This window comes from Vibrio sp. 2033, from assembly GCF_033339735.1.
The window spans coordinates 423,619-445,100 of sequence record NZ_JAWOVC010000002.1; the positions used below are offsets into that span (position 1 = coordinate 423,619).

17 protein-coding genes are annotated in these 21,482 nt (G+C 44.4%); 7 read left to right on the plus strand and 10 right to left on the minus strand.

The genetic code is table 11. The features are described from left to right. Positions 1 to 222 precede the first annotated feature (222 nt). Positions 223 to 1,074 carry a carbenicillin-hydrolyzing class A beta-lactamase CARB-42 gene (locus tag R7P74_RS05135; protein ID WP_005375420.1) on the plus strand — a complete coding sequence of 284 codons (852 nt, stop codon included), beginning with the start codon at positions 223 to 225 and terminating at the stop codon, positions 1,072 to 1,074. A gap of 282 nt (positions 1,075 to 1,356) precedes the next feature. Further along, a complete protein-coding gene (locus tag R7P74_RS05140) occupies positions 1,357 to 2,406 on the plus strand; it encodes a sensor domain-containing diguanylate cyclase (RefSeq protein ID WP_021707655.1) in 1,050 nt (349 codons plus the stop codon). A 112-nt stretch (positions 2,407 to 2,518) separates the two neighbouring features. Here the strand turns inward: R7P74_RS05140 and R7P74_RS05145 are convergent, their stop codons facing one another. Continuing rightward, positions 2,519 to 2,671 (minus strand): hypothetical protein, encoded by a 153-nt coding sequence (locus R7P74_RS05145; protein WP_005375418.1) that lies wholly within the window; start codon positions 2,669 to 2,671, stop codon positions 2,519 to 2,521. Between the two features lie 246 nt (positions 2,672 to 2,917). Here R7P74_RS05145 and speG point away from each other — a divergent pair, with 246 nt between their 5' ends. Further along, a complete protein-coding gene (speG, locus tag R7P74_RS05150; protein WP_005375417.1) occupies positions 2,918 to 3,457 on the plus strand; it encodes a spermidine N1-acetyltransferase in 540 nt (179 codons plus the stop codon). Between the two features lie 47 nt (positions 3,458 to 3,504). Here the strand turns inward: speG and R7P74_RS05155 are convergent, their stop codons facing one another. The 7 genes from R7P74_RS05155 to R7P74_RS05185 all read right to left on the minus strand — a co-directional run bounded on the left by R7P74_RS05155 (position 3,505) and on the right by R7P74_RS05185 (position 15,328). Beyond that, the gene (locus R7P74_RS05155; RefSeq protein ID WP_064369133.1) at positions 3,505 to 4,302 is read right to left on the minus strand and encodes a hypothetical protein; all 798 of its coding nucleotides are present in this window, start codon (positions 4,300 to 4,302) and stop codon (positions 3,505 to 3,507) included. Positions 4,303 to 4,478: 176 nt separating this feature from the next. Continuing rightward, a complete protein-coding gene (locus R7P74_RS05160; RefSeq protein WP_318122721.1) occupies positions 4,479 to 5,564 on the minus strand; it encodes an OmpP1/FadL family transporter in 1,086 nt (361 codons plus the stop codon). Between the two features lie 120 nt (positions 5,565 to 5,684). Further along, the gene (vmeQ, locus tag R7P74_RS05165; RefSeq protein ID WP_005479247.1) at positions 5,685 to 8,825 is read right to left on the minus strand and encodes an efflux RND transporter permease subunit VmeQ; all 3,141 of its coding nucleotides are present in this window, start codon (positions 8,823 to 8,825) and stop codon (positions 5,685 to 5,687) included. A 10-nt stretch (positions 8,826 to 8,835) separates the two neighbouring features. Next, positions 8,836 to 9,978, minus strand: a complete 1,143-nt coding sequence (gene vmeP / locus R7P74_RS05170; protein ID WP_005391278.1) for an efflux RND transporter periplasmic adaptor subunit VmeP — start codon at positions 9,976 to 9,978, stop codon at positions 8,836 to 8,838. A gap of 90 nt (positions 9,979 to 10,068) precedes the next feature. After that, a complete protein-coding gene (locus tag R7P74_RS05175) occupies positions 10,069 to 10,860 on the minus strand; it encodes a hypothetical protein (RefSeq protein ID WP_005488175.1) in 792 nt (263 codons plus the stop codon). Positions 10,861 to 11,390: 530 nt separating this feature from the next. Continuing rightward, on the minus strand, positions 11,391 to 13,550 hold the full coding sequence (locus R7P74_RS05180; RefSeq protein ID WP_318122722.1) for a prolyl oligopeptidase family serine peptidase: 2,160 nt from the start codon (positions 13,548 to 13,550) through the stop codon (positions 11,391 to 11,393). A 206-nt stretch (positions 13,551 to 13,756) separates the two neighbouring features. After that, positions 13,757 to 15,328 carry an ATP-binding cassette domain-containing protein gene (locus R7P74_RS05185; protein ID WP_318122723.1) on the minus strand — a complete coding sequence of 524 codons (1,572 nt, stop codon included), beginning with the start codon at positions 15,326 to 15,328 and terminating at the stop codon, positions 13,757 to 13,759. Between the two features lie 445 nt (positions 15,329 to 15,773). On the opposite strand from R7P74_RS05185, the gene R7P74_RS05190 reads away from it, so the two are divergent. The 3 genes from R7P74_RS05190 (at position 15,774) to R7P74_RS05200 (ending at position 18,944) form a co-directional block, all read left to right on the plus strand. Then, positions 15,774 to 16,199 carry a universal stress protein gene (locus tag R7P74_RS05190; protein WP_005375398.1) on the plus strand — a complete coding sequence of 142 codons (426 nt, stop codon included), beginning with the start codon at positions 15,774 to 15,776 and terminating at the stop codon, positions 16,197 to 16,199. 166 nt (positions 16,200 to 16,365) lie between these two features. Next, positions 16,366 to 16,983 carry an NAD(P)H-dependent oxidoreductase gene (locus tag R7P74_RS05195; RefSeq protein WP_005375391.1) on the plus strand — a complete coding sequence of 206 codons (618 nt, stop codon included), beginning with the start codon at positions 16,366 to 16,368 and terminating at the stop codon, positions 16,981 to 16,983. Continuing rightward, positions 16,980 to 18,944 carry a monovalent cation:proton antiporter-2 (CPA2) family protein gene (locus R7P74_RS05200; protein ID WP_318122724.1) on the plus strand — a complete coding sequence of 655 codons (1,965 nt, stop codon included), beginning with the start codon at positions 16,980 to 16,982 and terminating at the stop codon, positions 18,942 to 18,944. Before R7P74_RS05195 ends, R7P74_RS05200 begins: the two co-directional genes overlap by 4 nt. Before the next feature lie 92 nt (positions 18,945 to 19,036). Here the strand turns inward: R7P74_RS05200 and R7P74_RS05205 are convergent, their stop codons facing one another. Next, positions 19,037 to 19,330 carry a hypothetical protein gene (locus R7P74_RS05205; protein WP_005375389.1) on the minus strand — a complete coding sequence of 98 codons (294 nt, stop codon included), beginning with the start codon at positions 19,328 to 19,330 and terminating at the stop codon, positions 19,037 to 19,039. A gap of 245 nt (positions 19,331 to 19,575) precedes the next feature. Between R7P74_RS05205 and R7P74_RS05210 the strand changes: the two genes are divergently transcribed. Beyond that, the gene (locus R7P74_RS05210; RefSeq protein WP_005375388.1) at positions 19,576 to 19,869 is read left to right on the plus strand and encodes an ArsR/SmtB family transcription factor; all 294 of its coding nucleotides are present in this window, start codon (positions 19,576 to 19,578) and stop codon (positions 19,867 to 19,869) included. 108 nt (positions 19,870 to 19,977) lie between these two features. Here the strand turns inward: R7P74_RS05210 and R7P74_RS05215 are convergent, their stop codons facing one another. Further along, the gene (locus tag R7P74_RS05215) at positions 19,978 to 21,327 is read right to left on the minus strand and encodes an alpha-amylase family protein (RefSeq protein WP_005385092.1); all 1,350 of its coding nucleotides are present in this window, start codon (positions 21,325 to 21,327) and stop codon (positions 19,978 to 19,980) included. Positions 21,328 to 21,482 lie beyond the last annotated feature (155 nt).

Sequence of the window (21,482 nt, forward strand, 5' to 3'; positions counted from 1 at the left end):
CGCTAAGATATTTTTGTGACCGAATCACCGACGTAATATATAAGCCAAACTACAGGCCTTGATAGCAACACTCTTCTCCCCATATTGAGACCGTTTAAGCGTATTGCAAAGAATCCTACATAAAATAGACATAGATTTAACAGTGTTTAGAGTATTGGCTCGTTATAGTTTACGTGACATCGCTACCGTGCGAACTAAAACTAAAATTGAAGAACACGATCCATGAAAAAGTTATTTTTGTTGGCTGGGCTAATGGTTTGCTCAACCCTAAGTTACGCGTCCCAACTGAATGAGGACATTTCTCTCCTCGAGCAACAAACCTCAAGCAGAATTGGGGTGTCAGTTTGGGATACCCAAGCAGACGAGCGTTGGGATTACCGTGGCGATGAACGCTTCCCACTCATGAGCACATTCAAAACCCTAGCTTGTGCCAAAATGCTAAGTGATATGGACAGCGGTAAGCTAAGTAAAAATGCGACCGCAAAAGTCGATGAGCGCAGTATCGTTGTATGGTCTCCAGTGATGGATAAGCTCGCAGGCCAAAACACACGCATAGAGCACGCGTGTGAAGCCGCTATGTTAATGAGTGATAATACCGCAGCCAACTTAGTATTAAATGAAATTGGCGGCCCTAAGGCCGTAACAATGTTTCTGCGAACAATTGGAGATAAAGCAACGCGCCTAGACAGAATAGAACCTCGCTTGAACGAAGCCACACCAGGCGACAGCCGCGACACAACCACACCTAACGCCATACTAAACACTCTTCGAACTTTGGTCGAAGGCGAAACGTTGTCTTATGAGTCTCGTGTACAATTAAAAATCTGGATGCAGGACAACAAAGTTTCAGACTCGTTAATGCGTTCTGTATTACCAACAGGTTGGTCTATTGCAGACCGTTCTGGTGCGGGAGGTCATGGTTCGCGTGGCATTAACGCGATTATATGGAAGGAAAATCATCGACCTGTTTACATTAGTATTTATGTCACAGAAACCGAGCTCTCACTTCAAGCTAGGGACCAACTCGTTGCGCAGATAAGTCAGTTGATTTTACAAAAGTACAAAGACAATTAAGTCACCACTCACCTGACCCTATTTGTATCCTTTTCTAGCCCTTCTCTTCCAGAAGGGCTCATTCTGTACTTCCATCTTAAAAACACCACTTATTGAGTAATGACTTACTTATAAATAGGTATAAGATTTACTTATTTAGGGTGAGTTAACGCCCACATTAAGCAACCAAATTCACACAAATGGCGATAATTAAACCATACTCTTACCAAGAAGCACATTTTCTACAAAATAGCTTCACGTAATTTATTGTTGTTATTTGCAACATTGCCAAGGAGATGTCTATTGAGACTTGAAAGAACTTTTAACCCTGATGACTTATCGATGCAAAACATGGAAAGTCCGATATGTATGCCGATAGGGTTTGTTCACTTTTTAGCTCAATCGGAAACACTACAGCAAGTACTTGATACGGTGGCAGAATGGATAAATCGTATATTTAATTCTGACCGTGCGAGTATCACACTTTATGAAAACAATGATCATTTAAAGGTCTACTCTTTCTCTGGTAGTAAAGCGATTCCCGCTGAATTTTTAGTGCCCATTCATCAAGCGTTTGTTGGCCGAGTGTTCAAAAAGCAACAACTGATGATCTGCGATGATGTTACGCAATCTGATGAGATCGATTGTATGATGCTCGCATCCAATGGTATGGGTACGTGTATGGACGCGCCTTTAATGCACGGTAAAGTCTGCCTAGGAACGCTTAATGTTGCGCATCATCAAACGCACATTTACACAAACGAACAAGCGGCACAGCTTCAGTGCATCGCTAATTGGATTGCTTTAAACATTGCCCTTCATATACAGATTATGAAGATGGAGCACCTCGCCACGACGGATGATCTAACAGGTATTCCAAACCGCAGAGAGTTCATGCGACAAATCGAAAGCCGCCTAAATGAATACCGAACCCAGGGCATTGACTTCCATGTTGCTATTTTAGATCTCGACAATTTTAAAAGCCTCAATGACCGATTTGGTCATGACGCAGGCGATAAATCACTGATCCATGCAGTTAATACTATTAAAAGTCATCTACTTGATTGTGACTTACTTGCCAGAGTTGGCGGTGAAGAGTTTGCCATCGTATTAAGAAGTCGCTCATCACAGCAAGCTCTAGACACATTAGAAACGATTCGTAATGCACTAGAAACGACGACCGTTCAACATTCAGGTTGTGATATGAGCTTCACCGCGAGTATTGGGGTAACTCAAGTCTGTCGTCTCGACGACTCATTTGAACCATTAGTTAAACGCGCCGACTTAGCACTTTACAAGGCAAAAGAAACTGGAAGAAATCGCGTTGAGTTTCATATTGGTGAAGAAAGGTAGAAAAAATAAAAAAAGGTAGCGACTCATTGCGCTACCTTTTATCGATTCTAACCCGCTTAAAATAACTAATACGAACTTTAAGCCAGTTAAAAATAAGAATGAGCAAATTTAATTATGCTTTCTTAAGATCTTTAGCTGGGTAAGTTAGTGTTTTTTCGCCTGCTTTTACATGTGTGTAAAAACCGCCACTGCTTAAACCTGTAACAACCATTTCGCCAAGATCGATACCTTTAGTCGCTACTACTACGTCACCGATTGAAAACATATTGAATACCTTGTTTGTTTAGATTAAGACACTAAGTCGTTGCGCGGTATTTAATACGATATTAGGCAAAGCACCTAATCGAGTTTTTTATCGTAAAGATTAATTTATATTTGTCGTGAACTCTAAGTTTCCACATTGAAAATCACAGGATATTTTCCAAAAAAAGATGCGCTATTCTTGTGAAATACGGTAATATTTTCTAGCATCAAGTGCGGAGGTATTCTCCGCCCTCATTGGAGAAAAATGATGAAGAAAGGCCTAAAAATGCGTGCATTAGAGCGTTCTGATTTGCGCTTTATTCATGAACTGAATAACAACCGAAATATCATGGCCTACTGGTTCGAAGAACCTTACGAGTCTTATGACGAGCTCGAAGAACTTTATCGAAAACATATACATGATGACGCTGAAAGGCGTTTTGTCGTCGAAGATGAAGACGGCATCGTAATTGGCTTAGTTGAGCTGATCGAGATTAACTACATTCACCGCAGCGCGGAATTTCAGATAATCATCGCCCCAGAGCATCAAGGCCGAGGTTATGCGACAGAGATGATTAATCGTGCGTTAGATTACTCATTCTCAATTCTTAATCTACGTAAAATCTACTTATTAGTCGCAGTGGATAACGAAGTCGCTATTCACTTATACAAAAAGTGCGGCTTTATCGAAGAAGGTCACCTTGTAGAAGAATACTTTATTAACGGCGCTTACAGCGATGTTAAGCGCATGTATATATTAAAACACCAGTACCAGAAAAAGATCGAAGAAAACAACTCAATTCACTAGTTCATTCTATCAAAGTAAAAACGCAGCTATTTGGGCTGCGTTTTTATTTATTCAAATTGATATTGATATGATAATACGATGCGCTTGTCTGCTTCATCCAAATAGGTGTTGTTGTCCATGCCAAACGTCATTACGTTAAAAGAGTGGCGTTTGCTCACGAGGTAACCAAGACCAATACCACCAAAGAAGCCTTTGTAGTTCTCTCCTTCACTGTTTTCTGAGCCGTAAGTGCCTGCTGCAAAGCTGATTAACGTCAGCTCTTTGGTAAACGATTTCAGCGCAAATGCACCAACGTAACCGCTACTGCCTGAAGAGCTCATCATATTGAAGCCATTCTCTGCACTTGGCGTACCCGTAAAGTTAGGCTCGCTACAGAGACTACTTTCTGCACCGTCACAAACAGGAACATCACCAGTGTTGTACGTATAGCCTGCCATTGGGAAAATTTGGAAGCCTGCTGGCTCAATCCCGAAATAACTTAGCGGCATAAAGGTACCAACGCTGTAGTTGGTTTGATCCGCGCCGTTTACGTATTCATTTTTACCGAAGTTGAAGTTCACGATACCGACCGGAAACAACCACGAGCCACCAATACGCCACTCGCTCGCATCATCATTGATACGCAGGTTGATTTTGCGCGCTTGGTCAAGCGCAAGTGAGCCCGAGAATGAGATGTTTTGATCATCAAAATCGTAGTTGTTTGCGTACGACGCGCCAAATTTCGTGATGACTTTTGTTGGGTCATCCGCCAACTTGTTTTTATTGTCTTTTACTCGATGCTCGGCACCATGAGCCAGCGTACTGACCAACAAAGTCGTACACACTAACGCTAGTTTGTTTTTCATTTTTTAGTCCTTTGAGATGTTGAATACCCGCACTTAGCTGCGCAGATATTTTTTGAATCATCACTCACTGGATGTGACAAAAGCGCCCTAACTACCTTAGATGGCGTGACAGCATCCAGTGCAGGTAGTTAGGGTAGAATGGCCTGTAAGGAAGGCGTTTTAGCGATTAGGAATGATTAGTTTTTCCAGTTGTAGCTCATGCTCATGAAGTACAGTGCAGGCTCATCAAAACCAGCTTGTAAGCGTGGCGTTTCTGAAGACTCCATCAAGACCGCTTCAAACGCGAAACCAATTGAGTTTTCTGAATCCAATTTGTAATCAATGCCTGTACCAATGCGGTACGCCTTGCCAGTAGGAACGGTAATGTCACCGTTTGATTGGCTTTCATACATGCTGGTATCGAATGCAAAACCTGCATTCCACATCATTTTTTCATTCAGTTTGTACTGAGTACCCAATGCGATTTGGTAAGTGTCTTGTGTCTCTACGCCCAGCGTGGTTGTGTATTCGCTCCAGTCTTGCCAGTTCACGTTCCACATCACCGCTAGGTCATCATTCACTTCATGGTAAGCACTGAAGATCAGTTGTTGTGGAGCAATGGAGTTACTCTTGTCGAATTCAAATTCGGCTTCAGAAGAGTAAGACAGACCAAGACGCGTGCCTGATGTTGCCTCATAAAGCACACCTACTCGGCCGTTTACCTGAGTATCTTGGTCTTCGTCATTGAAGTTCAAGACTCCCTTCGTTTCCACTTCATACATACCGTACTGAATACCAAGCGCCGCACCCACAGACCAGTGATCATTGATGCGGTAAGAAGCGGAAGGTTGAATGGTTAAGGCTTGCGTCGTTGCTGTAGGAATATCTAAATGATTATCCAAAAGACCTTCGTACTCGAGGCCAAGGCCGTAGTTGCCATACAGACCAATACCCAGCGTCCATTTGTCGTTTACTTGTTGGCTGTAAAATGCCGACGCCATAGGAACAAAACCAATCACGTTGCCCGCATCGCCAGTCATCGTGTCTAGTTGCGCGTCACCGTAAAGGCCAATCAGGTTACCAGAGAAAGATTTACCAGAAACATTCGCCAGACCAGCCGGGTTTGCTGCCATTACTGAGGCATCTTGCGCACGAGCCGCCATACCAGCGGATGCCAAACCAATATCCGATGCAGTTGTTTCGTAAAGGTATAACCCACCCGCTTGCGCAGCAGCACACGTCAGTAGAGAGCTCGCTACGACGATTTTTGAAAGATTTTTCATGCTAAAACCTATTATTGTTTGGGGAACCCACGCTGCGACGGTGGTTGTATATCAATGAAAGGCATTGGCCAATCGCACACAGCGTGGGGGTGTTGTGGAGTCAGTCAGTTGAAATCAGCGTTATTGCTCGCTCACCTCAAGTTCAGTGGGTTTCTTTCGCTTAAACTTCTCGCGCAGAGATTGCATCATCACGAAGAACACTGGCGTCAGTAACGTGCCTACAAACGTAGAGAGAATCATGCCGCCGAATACCGCAAAGCCCAGTGAGTGACGAGATGCCGCACCAGCACCCGATGCAATCACCAACGGGAATACCCCCCAGATGAAGGCGAACGCAGTCATCTGTACTGCACGGAAACGGATTCGAGCAGCTTCTTTGGCAGCATCAATGATGGATAAGCCCTTTTCTTCTCGCAGAACTTTGGCAAATTCCACGATAAGAATCGCCACTTTGGCGGACATACCAATCAAGATGACCACACCAATCTGCACGTACAAATCGAACGGTTGTCCCACCAGCAGTAGCGTGCCCATTGCGCCGAGAATCGCGACTGGAACCGCCATCATTACCGCAGCAGGAATGGTCCAACTTTCGTACTGAGCCACCAAGAACAAGTAGGTGAACAGCAAAGACAATGCGAACGCGATTGGCGCCATGTTGCCTGCTTTCATCTCTTGGTAAGTCATGCCTGACCACTCGTACGAGTAACCACTTGGCAAAGATTCCGCAGCCAGTTTTTCAATGGCTTTTACAACATCACCCGAGCTGTAACCTGGCGCTGGCGCACCGTTCACGGTTGCAGAACTGAACATGTTGTAGTTCGATAAGGTATCAGGGCCGAAGATCGGCTTCACTTTCACTAGCGTTGCCAGTGACACCATTTTTCCAGAGCTTGAGCGAACAAACAGATGGTCGATGTCGTCGATGTTGTCACGGTATTGCTCTTCTGCTTGCACTTTCACTTGGTACGAACGACCAAACAAGTTGAAGTCAGAAATGTAGGCACCGCCCAACTGTGCTTGCAGTGTGCTGAAGATTTCATTCAACGGTACGCCCATCGAAATCGCTTTATCGCGGTCAATATCGATGTAACGTTGCGGAATGTTCGCACGGAAAATCGAGAACGCACGCGCCACTTCAGGCAGTTGATTGATTTGGCCAACAAAATCAGCGGTTGTTTTTGCCAACTCTTGTGGAGAACGGCCCAAGTTGTCTTGCAGCACAAGGTTGAAACCATCCACCGCACCCATGCCTTTGATGGCCGGCGTCGCGAAAACGAACGAAGCGGCATCTGGCGTTGAGTTCAGCATTTGGTTAACTTTGTTCATCAACGCACGTTGGTGTAGCTCAGGGTCTTTACGTTTGCTCCAGTTATCCAGTTTGATGATCAACATGCCCGAGTTTGGAATCGACGCCATGTTAATTACCGAGAAGCCCGCAACCGAAACCACGTTCTCCACACCTTCCATCTGTTTTAGCTCATCAACGTACTTCTTCATTAATGGTGCAGTACGCTGCAATGCTGCTGCGTCTGGCAAACGCATTTCGACCATGAACACGCCTTTATCTTCGTTCGGTACGAAAGAAGAAGGTACGGTCATGAACGCAAATGCCAGCACCGCAATAAGCGCGCCATAAACACCGATACTCAGCACAATACGACGGCTCAAGAAGCCAACTAAACCTTGGTATTTGCGCGTTATTGCTTCAAAACCTCGGTTAAACGCACGCAAAGGCGCAATAGGTTGCGAGTGAGTAGATTTCAACATCAACGCACAAAGCGCTGGCGTTAACGTCAATGCGTTGATCGCAGAGATCAGCACCGATACACAGATGGTGACCGCGAACTGGTTGAACATTCGACCAGAAATACCCGGCAATAGCGCAACCGGTACGAATACCGCCAACAAAATAAGCGTTGTTGCCAATACTGGCCCCGTCACTTCTTTCATAGCTTGGATCGTGGCCGGAATCGGGTCTAAATGCTCTTCATGGATAACCCGTTCCACGTTCTCTACCACGATGATCGCATCGTCCACCACGATACCGATGGCGAGGATCAAGCCAAACAACGAGATCGTGTTAATGGTCATGCCCATCACGCCCATGATTGCGAACGTCGCAATGATGGAAACCGGAATCGCTAAGGTTGGAATGATGGTCGCTCGCCAGTTCTGCAAGAAAACGTACACAACGAAGGTTACAAGAAGTACCGCAATCACCAGCGTCTCATACACTTCATCAATCGACGTCTCTACGTATTCGGTAGAGTCATACGCGATGTCGTAGACCAAATCATCTGGGAACGATTTCTCGTACTCTTTCATGGCCTCTTTCACGCGTTCCATCACGTCTAGCGCGTTCGCTGTCGGCAACTGGTACAAGGCCAGAACGGCGGCTGGTTCGTTATTCATACGACCATCAGCTTCGTAGCCTTGTGCGCCAACTTCGACACGAGCCACATCTTTCAAGCGAATCAAAGAACCTTTCTTGCTCGCACGGATGATGATGTTCTCGAACTCTTCCGCAGAAGTAAGGCGGCCTTTGGTTTGCAAAACATATTGATATTGCTGGTCACCCGGAGCTGGCATACCACCGATCTTACCCGCCGCCACTTGGATGTTTTGCGTTTTAATTGCGCCAATAACATCGCTAGCAGAAAGCTTCAAGGTAGCCAGTTTATTTGGGTTCAACCAAATACGCATTGAGTAGTCTTTCTTACCCAGCAGCGTAATGTCACTCATACCTTCGATACGTTTTAGACGCTCAACGATATTGAGATCCGCGTAGTTAGAAAGGTAGATACTGTCGTAAGACTGTTTCGGGGAACGCAGTGTGATAACGCCCAGCATGTCGGAAGATTTCTTCTTAACCGTCACACCGATTTGGTTTACTTCTTGTGGTAGAGACGACGTCGCCTGTGCCACCAAGTTGTTCACACGAACCTGTGCCATATCGCCATCTGCGCCCACTCGGAAGTAAATACGCAATGTGTATGAGCCATCGTTACCAATCACAGAAGACATGTAAATCATGTCTTCAACGCCGTTGACTTTGGCTTCTATCGGTTGTGCTACCGTCTTTTTAACCACGTCCGCGTTTGCACCCGGATACATGGTGCTCACCGTAATTACCGTTGGAGAGATTTGAGGATACTCAGAAATTGGCAAGACTTTCAGGGCGATCATACCCATCAATGTCATCGCCAGTGAGATCACCAAAGCAAACTTCGGCCGATGAATGAAAAATTTACTTAACATCAGTACTCACTCAGCCTTGTTCACTCTGTAGTTCAACGTCTTTCACCGTTGCACCCGGACGCACTTTTTGAAGACCATTGACGATGACTTTTTCGTTAGCCGCCAAGCCAGTCAGCACAGCACGTTTCACACCGTAGGTCTGACCGAGTTCAACGTTACGACGTGACACCACGTGATCATCACCAACCACCATGACGTAGTCACCCGCTTGGTCTTGCTGAACAGCCGCCGATGGGATAAGCAAACCATCAATGGTTTTGTTGCGCAGCTTGATGGTCAAGTTGCCATATTCACCCGGCATAAGCGCGTAAGTTGGGTTATCGAATTGTGCTTCTGCTCGAATTGAGCCTGTTTCTAAATCGATCTTGTTGCCAACGGCGTAGATCTTGCCATCAAGCGGATACAATGAACCGTCTGAAAGCGTCAGTGTTAAATCAACATCCAGTTTGTCATCGTTACGATGAGCCACATCAATCGCGCTTCTTACGCGGCGGTAGAGCTTCTCATCCACATCAAAGCCAAAGCGAATTGGGTCGATTTGAGTGATCGAAACAAGAGGAACGAGTTGAATTTTCGAAATACGGTCACCCACTCGGAAGTTGCTGAAACCCACGCGGCCAGAGAAAGGAGCACGCACAGAGCTAAATTCAAGATCGAGCCTTGCTGAAACCAGCGTCGCTTTCGCCTCTTCTACCGAAGCAATCGCTGCGGCGTGCGCAGCAATGGCGTCATCGTATTGCTGCTCACTGATGCTTTTATCTTTGATGAGTTTCTTCACACGTTCTGCATCACGCGTAGTTTGAACGAGTTGTGCTTTTGCTTTTTGCAACGACGCTTTTGCATACGCCAGTGCCGCTTTGTAAGGACGGTCGTCGATTTCAAACAGCAATTGGCCTTTTTCGACCATATCGCCATCTTTAAAATGAATCGCGGTTAATTCGCCACCGACTCGAGGCATAATATCAACGTCATTTACCGCTTCAGTTCGACCGATAAAAGTATGATAAGGAGTGATTTTTGTTTCGGTTAGAGTAACGGTTTCAACAGAGGGTGCTTGGGCAGTTTTCGTTGCGATATCGCCAGTTTTGCATCCTGATAGTAATGCAGAAGATATAGCAATAGATACCAACGCAAATTTATATTTGGCTTTCATGATAAACCTACTTTATGTAGAAAGTGCCCTAGCCTAAATATTTAAATATATGGATAAACACACTTTCTATTCTGGAAATAAACGAGGGAGTTAGAATTGGTAGTTAAATTCGATACGGTGATCACCATCACCGAAATTAACGTGCTCATTCCAGTTTGCAAAGTAACGAATATTTGCGCGAGGATTAATTTGATAAGACAACGCAAACTCATGAGTTAAGATATTATCTTCACCCGCGTAATAAGTATCTTTATATTGACTAGACCCTGACAATGTATGCATATACATTGGGTTGTAGTTAATCCAGATTTTATCGGTTAATTCAATTTTTGAGTACATACCGACAACGGTGAAAGTACCTGGAATTTCATAACCTTTGTCATCATCACTAAAATCATTAGCAATAGTGACACCCGCACCAGCTAAAGGAAATAACTGCAACATACCAAACTTAGGTAGGCCTTGAATAAAGCTGTAAGATGCATCTAATTTATCGTTATCAACATCGTAGTTTACATCTAATTGACGGCCTAGACCTTTTGCGACTTCTACTTGGAAATTACGTAGTCGGAAAGAGTCAATGCTGTCATCAACATTGGCATACATTGGATCGTCATTGTCGCGAATGCCAAATAGCTCACCACCAATGCCTTTCATTTCAATGATGTTCATCGCCATGGTGCCAGGCTGGCTAGATTGGTAAGTTTGACCGATTTTGATGTTCGCGCCTTTGTCAGTAATACCAAAGCCCGCTTGGGTGTAAACCGCAAGTGGGTCAGACATATCTTGTAGTTCTTCGTCATTATTTGTCTGAGCATAAGCAGAAGACGCGAGTTGAAGGGCTGCTGCCATGATAACAACAGACGGTTTCACTAAATTCATAAAACTGTATCCATTTTAATGATTATAAAATTATTCACGTCATGAGGTCATCATAAATAGCAAGCAACACAACTCGCTTTGGATAATATAAATTATCAAAGCAAATTTAATAATGACGAAACATTAGACGTTTTAATTAAAATAAAATAAAGCGTCGTAAAAGTTCAATCACTGCTACTTATATCTTATATAACTTGAAATTTGGTAAGCTTTACGAAGAAGGGAATATTAAAACTTATGAAAATTCAATTATCATTAGAACAAATGATTAATTAAATTTACCATATAAATAAGGAGTGCAATGGTGTTAGGTGATCGCGATCAAGTTTTATTTGTATCGTATATTACTCTTCAGGTAAAGAAGAGAGTTGTAATAAATTGCAAATACCTTAATTTAATTAGCCTTGCGGTCAATTTAGAATAGTTACTCCACAATAAATTGAAAGGAAATCACACTCTGTGATCTCCTTTTATTTTCGAGTGCAAAAGCACCAATGCATTTCGTTAACTAAAAACGCAAACGATTCGCACTATTGCAGTTTCTCTATCCCCATATTGAACAGTGCAAAGCTATAAATATCTGCATTTGTCTCAATTATTTTACGCGTTGGTGTGCCAGCACCATGTCCTGCATTGGTTTCGATGCGAATCAAGGTCGGATTTGAACCCGCCTGTTTTGACTGCAACTCAGCAGCAAATTTGTAAGAGTGAGCAGGAACAACACGATCATCATGATCACCCGTTGTAATCAATGTTGCTGGGTATTCCACCCCTGCTTTTACATTGTGCACTGGCGAATAACCTTTCAGATATTGGAACATCTCTTTACTTTGCTCTGCCGTGCCGTAGTCATACGCCCAACCAGCACCTGCGGTAAAAGTATGGTAACGCAGCATATCCAGTACGCCGACTGCTGGCAGCGCCACTTTAAACAGCTCTGGACGTTGCGTCATAACGGCCCCCACTAACAAGCCACCATTCGATCCACCGTTAATGGCTAACTTGTTTGATGACGTTACCTTTTCATCAATTAGGAATTCAGCCGCAGCAATAAAGTCATCAAACACATTTTGCTTTTGCATTTGAATGCCAGCGTTGTGCCATTCTTTGCCATATTCCCCACCACCACGAATGTTCGCTACCGCGTAAACACCACCAAGCTCTAACCAAGCCGCACGTGTCGGGCTAAAAGATGGCGTGAGGCTAATGTTGAAACCGCCATAACCATATAGGATTGTTGGTGCACTGCCGTCCATCGGTGTCCCTTTTTTATAGGTGATGATCATCGGCACTTTTGTTCCGTCTTTTGAGGTGTAAAACACCTGGCGAGATTCATATAAAGCTGGATCAAATGGCGCTTTAGATTTGTAGTACACCTCGCTATCACCATCTTTGATGTTCAGACGATAGGTAGTGCTTGGCATCTTGTAGTTGGTGAAAGAGTAGTAGACTTCGGTTTCTTCTTTTTTCCCCGAGAAACCGTATGCGCTGCCAATATCAGGCAATTTGATTTCTCGGATGAGTTTGCCGTTCATGTCGTATTGCTTCACCATCGAGATCGCATCAACAATATAGCTCGCAAACAAATTGCCACCCGCGGTAGAAACACGTAACACGTTCTTTGTTTCAGGAATCACATCTTTCCAGTTTTTGGGCTGCGGCTGACTTGCATCCACCGTCACGACGCGTTTGTTCGGCGCATTAAGGTTCGTAACCAAGTACAGTTTCGTGCCTTGGTTGTCTATCACCCAAGTATCAGAACTGGTGTTATCTAAAATGGTTTTCAGCGGGCTATTTGGCTTACTCAGGTCTTTAAAGAACAGTTTGTTGCCCGACGTCGATACGCTGGCTGAGATAAACAAGTAGCGTTCATCTTCCGACGTGTAACCCCCAACGTAGCGATACTTTTCGTCCTTTACACCACCGAAAATTAATTGGTCTTCACTTTGTTTCGTCCCTAGCTTATGAAAGTAGAGCTTGTGTTGGTCTGTCTTCGCGGAAAGTTCACTCCCTTTTGGCTTGTCATAACTTGAGTAATAGAAGCCTTGATTGCCGAGCCAACTGATGCCACTGAACTTAATATCCACCAGCGTTTCGCCGACGGGCTTTTTGGTTTCTGTGTCTAACACAATGACTTTGCGCCAATCGCTACCGCCTTCCGAAATGCTGTATGCAACCAAAGAACCATCACGTGAAAAGCTCACTCCCGCTAACGATGTGGTGCCATCTTCACTAAAAGTATTTGGATCGAGGAAAATTTCTGCTTCGCCATCACCTAACTGCCGATAAAGCACATCTTGGTTTTGTAGCCCGTCATTTTTGTAGAAATAAGTGAACTTACCCTCTTTGAACGGTTGGCTTTGCTTTTCGTAGTCCATGAGCTTAGTGATGCGCTCTTCAATCTGCTCGCGGTAAGGGATTTTCGACAGATAATCAAACGTCACTGCATTTTGTGCCTTAACCCATTCTGCGGTTTCTGGGCTGAGATCGTCTTCCAACCAGCGATAAGGATCACTCACTTTTGTACCAAAGTAGTCATCGACAACATCCACTTTTTGTGTGGTTGGATACGTGATGGTTTTCGGGGTTACCTGTTCAACCGACGATTGCGCCGCTTCATTGGCATACGCCACAGACAACACACTTCCGAGTACGAGAGCCGTTGTGAGTGCTAGGGTATTCTTTTTCATGAAATTCCTTTTTATTTTTCTGTTGTCTTTTTGTGCAATACATCAGAACTCTACTATATATCGACAAAATGAATCTAATTTCATTAAACGAGTTGTGAAAGCCATCCTAACTCCCTCATTTCCTTCCAGTTCTACAAACTAGTAAGTGGCGGTGTAGAACTTGGGAACAATACTGAAGAGCTACGATGGCGTTTACTCTCTTTCGTCTAAGTCAGCTCGATTTGGCGCAAAACCCCAGACTCAGAAGCGAAATCTTGGTTGTGACTGATCAGAACAAATCCACCTTTGTATGTATTTAACGCCTGACTAAGCATTATTTTTGACTCGAGGTCGAGATGGTTATCTGGTTCATCAAGCAGCAGCAAAGGCTGAGAATTTTGGTGGCTGACTATCAGCATCGCGAGCTTCATCTTCTCGCCACCGCTCAGTAGGCGCCCCAATCGAAACACAGCATCTCGACGAAAACCGATCCCGGCCAATAAGGTCCTCGCTTCACTTTCCGTCATCTCTTGGCAGCTCTCCATTACGTTCTCAAGTAACGAAAGATTTGGATTCACTGCACCAAAATGTTGGTCGAGATAATACAAAGGCGTATTCACTTGCAACTCACCACTCTGCAACGATAACTCGCCAAGCAACGTCTTTAACAAGGTTGATTTTCCGCAGCCATTTCTCCCTTTGAGATGGACTTTGTCGTTCGCAAAAATCTGCAACGTGATAGGCGTAGAATTCCCAAAAGGTAATATACCTTCTTGTATCGACAACACTTTTCGCGAACGGTTCGGATTATCTGTAAGATAAAGCTTTTGCGCCTTGAGCTGCTCATGTCGCGATTGCAACGCCTGTTCTTTGGCTTGTAAATGCGCTTGTCTGAGTTGCTCATTCTTATTGCGATTTGAAGCGCTGGCGGTCGCGCTATCCTTTTTTCCATCAAGCAAAATTTTGGGCTGACTGCCGTCTTTGCGCAGTTTGTTCCCTTGCGCGGCGCGTTGGTCTGCTTTTTCGCGATTTTTCTGGGCTTGCTCGGCTAACCGTTTTTTCTGTTTATCGACTTGCGCTAACTGCCTCTCGACCGCTTGCAGTTCAGTGCGTTTTTTCTCGGCGTACACATCGTAATTTCCACCAAAAGCCTGTAAACCTAGGCCCGATAGCTCCCAAATTTCCTCCATCTCTCGCAGCAGCTCACGATCGTGACTGATGAGTAAAATCGCACCGCTGAAATGCGTCATAGACTCTATCAGCCATTGTTTCGCCTCGGTATCGAGGTGATTGGATGGCTCATCGAGAATCAAAAGATCCGTTTCGTTTTCAAACAACTGCCATAACTGCAAACGCGCCAACTGACCACCACTGAGCCGAGCACATGAGAAATCAGGGTCTTGCGGTAAGCCCATCGCAGCAAGCTGCTGTTTGAGTTTCAGTTCAATATCCCACTGTTCGCCAACCAGTTCGAACCAATGCTCAGAAACATCACCTTGTTCAATCTGCTTTAAAGCATGCAAGACCGAGTCTGTTCCCAGAAACTGGGCGATCGATTGCTGACCTGAAAGCAAATCAGACGGCTGCTGGCGATACATCATGAAAGAAGAGGGAGAAGTCACAACACCGCTGGCAGGCTGAGTTTCGCCCGCCAAAATCGAAGCCAAAAGCGACTTACCGATGCCATTGCGCCCAACCAAACCAACACGTCGTTTAGTCATGGAACAAGAAATAGGCTGAAATAGCGTCTCACCATTATCAAACTGATGGCTAACATTAAAAGCTTGTAAAACTGGCATAATTTGCCTCCTGTATGACAGGGACAACAGCCGTAGCTATGATTTGAGATTGCAACAAAACGCGTGCACAAACGCATTAAGCTCTATGTAAAGCTCGACGATAAACGTCAAATCAAAAGGTCATCTTGTTGCAAAGAAATATCGGAAAGTGAGCTACGCCTACTAACCCTGCAGATCCAAAAAATAAGTAAAAACATGGATGACAGGTTTAGTTCTTCATGTTGGCGTAATCTCCTAGAGAAATGATGCCCAAAGTGTAGCCGCTTTTTTGTTCAAAAAGCAAGCTTTCTAACCAAATGTGAACAAAAAGAAAGTTTCACAGTAAGTTGTTATATCACATTAACTTTTTAACAAGTCTTTGAACAATTTCGAGATCTTAGCAACACAATTTTTATCCAAGCCATACTATGCTTAGGGTAAAGATAATCCACATAAGGGCGTGGTTATGAAATACAAACATATCCTTGTTGCACTCGAACTGTCAGATGAAAGCACCGTGCTTATCGACAGAGCGGTATCAATGGCAAACTATCTCGACTCCGATATCTCCTTTATTCATATTGATGGTACGCACGGAGAAATCTATCGTGAGCTTGTAGACATTAAAGAAAACCCGGATCAAAGGCCGTTGAATGAGCATTCAATGGAATGTTTAAAAACATTTAGTGATTACATGGATTACCCACTTAAACATTTCTTCGTAGGTACTGGCGACTTGGCTGATAAATTAGAGGTCACCATTAAAGAGCAAGAAGTGGATCTTCTGATTTGTGGCCACCACCAAGATTTCTGGAGCAAGATTATTTCTTACTCGAGACACTTAATTAACAAGTCACCGGTGGATATTCTAGTCGTCCCTATTCATGATTAGTAAAACGTAACGCTTCCCAAAACCACCAATTTATTTGGTGGTTTTTTATTGATATTGAAACAGCTTAAACAGTTTTCCAAACTAGCTTGGCGATCATTTATGAGTTACATTTTCTAACCAACCCGCGCTCCTACTGGGCATGGTTATTTAGATAGCAAGGATCCCTATGGCAAATAAAAAAGTACTCATTCTCTTTGCTCATCCTTCCCAGCATCGTTCAGAAGTGAATACTCCACTTTTCAAAGAAGCTCAAAAAATTGAAGGCGTGACATGTGTTGATCTCTATGGCGAATACCCTCGTTTCGATATTAATATCGACCGTGAGCAGCAACGCTTACGTGAACATGACGTGGTGATTTTCCAATTCCCACTATATTGGTATTCAACGCCTGCGATTTTAAAAGAGTGGCAAGATCTGGTTTTGGAATATGGCTTTGCTTACGGTACAGATGGCACAGCACTGCAAGGCAAGACCATGCTTTGTGTGCTGTCTGCAGGGGGTAAAGAAGAAGCTTATAAGGCAGAGGGCTACAACCACTTTACGATTCGTCAACTGCTTGCGCCTATTGAACAAATGTCCGCACTGACCGGCATGAACTACATTGCCCCTCTCGCGATGTTTGGCGCACGTACAGCCGATGAAGAAGGGCGAATCCCTCGTCATGTTGAGCGGTACAAGAGCCTGCTAACAGCTTTAGTCGAAGATAGGTTGGATGTTGAAGCTGCGGCGTCATTAATCAAGCTTAACAGCGCATTGCCAGAGCTCATTAAGGAGGCTTCATGACAGGAATATTCTTACAAGCCTTCATATATTTGATTGCTGCTGTAATTGCAGTCCCACTTGCTAAGCGTTTGGGACTTGGGTCCGTTTTAGGCTATCTCATCGCAGGTGTGGTCATTGGCCCAATTATCGGTTTAGTCGGTGAAGAAACAACAACAATACAGCACTTTGCCGAGTTTGGCGTGGTGATGATGCTGTTTCTCGTTGGTTTAGAGCTCGAACCCAAAATGTTGTGGGCGATGCGCAATCGCTTAATGGGTTTAGGAGGTCTGCAAGTCGGTGGTACCGTCGCGGCGATTATGGGTATTGCCTTGTACTTTGACCAGCCTTGGACCATAGCCTTAGCCATAGGTTTGATCTTCGCCCTCTCTTCTACTGCGATTGTTTTGCAAACTTTTAGCGAAAAAGGATTAACGAAGACGGAAGGTGGACAAAACGCTTTCTCCGTGTTGCTTTTTCAAGATATTGCAGTGATACCAATGTTGGCGTTCATTCCTCTATTGGCCTTACCTGAATTAATTGAACAGGCACAGTCCGCGGCTCAAACAGCCGCAGCGCACCATGAAGAATTAAGCCTCGTTGCGGGGTTGCCTGGCTGGGCATACGGCATCGTAATCACAGCATCGATTGCAATCGTCGTCGTTGGTGGACACTTTTTAAGTCGACCTCTGCTCAATTATGTGGCTAGCTCTGGTTTGCGAGAAATCTTTACCGCAACTGCACTCATGCTGGTCATTGGTATCGCTGCGCTGATGAGCTTAGTGGGCTTATCTCCTGCCTTAGGAACCTTCTTGGCTGGCGTTGTATTGGCAAACAGTGAATTCCGCCACGAGTTAGAGTCCAACATCGAACCATTTAAAGGCTTATTGTTAGGTCTGTTCTTTATTACCGTTGGCGCAGGGATCAACTTCTCGGTTCTATTTGGTGATTTCTGGCTGATCATGGCGCTGACCATTGGCGTGATGGTATTGAAAGCCTTGGTGCTGTTTATTCTTGCACTGATATTTAGGGTGAAAGGCAGCAACCGCTGGCTGTTTACCCTAAGCTTGGCTCAAGCAGGTGAATTCGGCTTTGTGCTTCTAAGCTTTTCAGTGCAAAACCACGTCATCCCATTTGAACTTTCACAAACTCTTGCGTTAGTGGTTGCGATTTCGATGTTCCTGACACCAGGTTTGTTTATTCTGTTTGATAGAGTGATTCTGCCGCGCTTTGAAAGCCAGTCAAATGAACGCGAAAGCGATACGATTGAGGAAACAGGCACGGTGATCATCGCCGGCATCGGCCGCTTTGGACAAATAGTGAATCGCCTATTGGTATCAAACGGCGTGACTACCGTGGTACTTGACCATCAATCTGACCAAGTCGATAACATGCGCCAAATTGGCACTCGCGCCTATTTTGGCGACGCGACTCGACCAGATATGCTACATACAGCCGGCATTGAGCACGCCGCTGCTTTGGTTGTGGCGATTGATAACCAAGAATCGAGTGTAGAACTGGTGAAGTACGTTAAGCACACGTACCCAAAAGTAACAGTGATTGCACGTGCCTTTGACCGTGGACATGGCTATCTTTTGCGTCAAGCGGGGGCTGATATTATTGAATCAGAGACCTACCATTCTGCATTGGAGATGGGCGGTCACACAATGAAAGCCCTTGGCATTCACCCCTTCTTTGTTGAACAACAGAAGGCGACATATAAGCGTGTTGAAGCACGTAAGTCAGAAATACTTTACAAAGCTTGGGAGGATGATTCTGAAGGTGAACGCTATGACAACAATTTCCGACAACTGTTTATTCAGTTAGAGGAGAAAATGGCGGAAGAGATGCAAAAAGATCGTCATGACAAACTATCGCGGTCAGAACGTGGTTGGACACCGCCACCTAAAGGTTACGCCGATGACTTTAATGAAGATAACGTCCAAGAGCTAACACCACCAAGAGAAGAGCCTATCCAACGATAACGCACTCCATATTAAAAACCTCCCACTTGGGAGGTTTTTATTTTTTCAGTACAGAGCCACACGCCGTGCAGGATAAAATGATCTTCTCGATATTACATAAGATCATTCATTAAAATCTCATACTCTTCGTTTGCTTCTTCCACTAAATGAGAAAGCTCTAACGCATCAGTAACTGCAAGATTGAACTGCCACGGAGTTGTGTCTTCTTTACCACAGATTCGAGTTTCACACCCACGACTCTCAAAAGACAAATCATCAAACTCTGTGGTGTGGCGCTCTTGAAGTTCAACAATCTCAACTTCTAATTTACCGACAGGATTGACTTTAACGTGGGCATGTAACTCCGAACTGTTAGACAAACAATAATCTCTATGAACCGCAATCATGGCCGCCTCCTTGGTCTGCCAACTGACAACTCAACATTGAGTGTAGACGAGGGATTTTGAACGTGGCGTGAAATAATAATGAAGATTGATCTGTCTCATTAGAACAGACAATTGTTGTCATGAAGGCATGAGCCAGTATGAATCTCATCTGATTTAAATTGTTCTGAGATCGTAATAGTTGGCATTTACCGAGACTTTCCCTATTATCGAAACAAAATTACTGTGGTCATTCTTTAGAGGTCAGTATGGAGCTTGAAGCCGTTGCTAAAGCACTAAAAGAGTTAGGGCATCCGACTCGTTTAAGTATTTACAAAGAAGTCGTCAAAGCGGGATACAAAGGTATCGCGGTAGGCGGCGTACAAGAAAAGCTTGGCATTCCAGCATCCACTCTCTCTCATCATATCTCGAGCCTTGCTTCAGCTGGTCTTCTCACCCAGCGCCGCGAGGGTAGAACCCTTTTTTGTGTTGCAGAGTATCAGTGCTTAGATGACGTAATTGGTTTTTTAAAAGCAGAATGTTGCGTTAACGAGTGCTCATAAATTTCTAGCAAAAACGAGAGAGTTTGAGTTTCTATTGAACTTCAGCAGAACGTGAATGACGATGAAAAACATACACACCGAAGTTGCTAAGCTCGGTGTGTACATCTTCTAGTTCGCGACAAGTAACATCGACGACTTAGATGGTACGATTAACTTACCGTCAGTTGGAATGATTTGTTCTGTCATCAAATCAACCCAATTGCCATCCGTTTTTAATGTCAAAGACTGTTGACGCTGTGATTTATTAAGCACCACAATACCTTTGTCACCTCGCTTAAGTACGAGCATGTCATCGTTACCTTCAAGAACACTCATCGGCTCGCCATGCGTCATATTATGGAACTGGATCATTTTTGCCATTCTCGGGTCGCTCCATGCACCTTGCCACCTTGGCTGACCATTTTTACCTTTAATACCGCTGGTGTTTAAGTCGGTATAAATCAACGGCACACCGCCATCTCGGCCTAGAATATAGGCATAAGCTAACCATTCGTTTTCCTCGTCCATGATGAGATCAAGAAAGACATCATTGTTAGGAATATCATGTGTGATAGCAAATGTAATCGCACGACCGGGGGACAAAGCCTGACCAAAACAATAGGGATCAATCAGAGACTTGAAGCTGCCCTTTTTAGCAAACGCCTTAAACATGGTTGAGAACAAAGGGAAATCGTACGCACCTAGGCGAGTTTCCTGTAGATACGGCTCAAGAAACAGCTGATACTCTTCTTCCGTCGCACCGCCATCGGTAATAATTTCACCAAATATATGCACATCCCGCGTGATGTCGTCTGTCCAAACACGCTTAAGATGCTCTAACGTCATGTGTTTCGCAGCGTCAATACGAAAACCTTTCACACCAATAGCTTTCAGCGCCTTTAGGTACGCTCGCTGCTGCTCAACGACATGGTCACAAACACGAAGAGTTGGCAAGCCAGGATCGGTTGGTCCACCTGTGATACGTCCGTTTTGAACCTGCCACTTATCTTTCCAGTCTTTGATGCCGAATGCTTCAACAAAGTCCTCTTCATCAAAAAGTGGTTGAGATAGATCGCCAAACAACGCTAGCGACTGATATTTCTGTTTGTTGTTCTGGTATTCCTCCAAGACCTCTTGTCTTGGGTACTGAAGGTCTCTGCGAAGGTGGGCCTCATTTGCCATATGGTTAAACACTACGTCGGCATAAACCCACACACCAACTTGCTCCAGTTCACGAACCATATGAATAAAATCTTTGGTATCACCCAAAGCATTATCGATAACACGATAATCTTGTGGTTGATAACGCTGCCACCAGCGCTCATCGTGTGCGCTTTTCATTGGTGGCGAAACCAACACAGAGCCATAACCAAGCTCGCGGATTTCTTTTGCTCGTTGGGCAATGTCAGCATACTTCCAATCAAACGCATGTAAGATAACGTTTGCACCGAATGATTGTGTTTCCTGTGAGCCACTCATGTTGTTCTCCTGCTCGTTTCCACTCACGATTACTTGTTTGCATTTTTTTGTGAGTGAATTCAATAATCGAAATTATAAAAGCTATTCATCAGAGGCACTCACCCTTTTAGCACTAACTCAAGGCTGAAATCGAAGGCGTAGCGACTCATCCATTG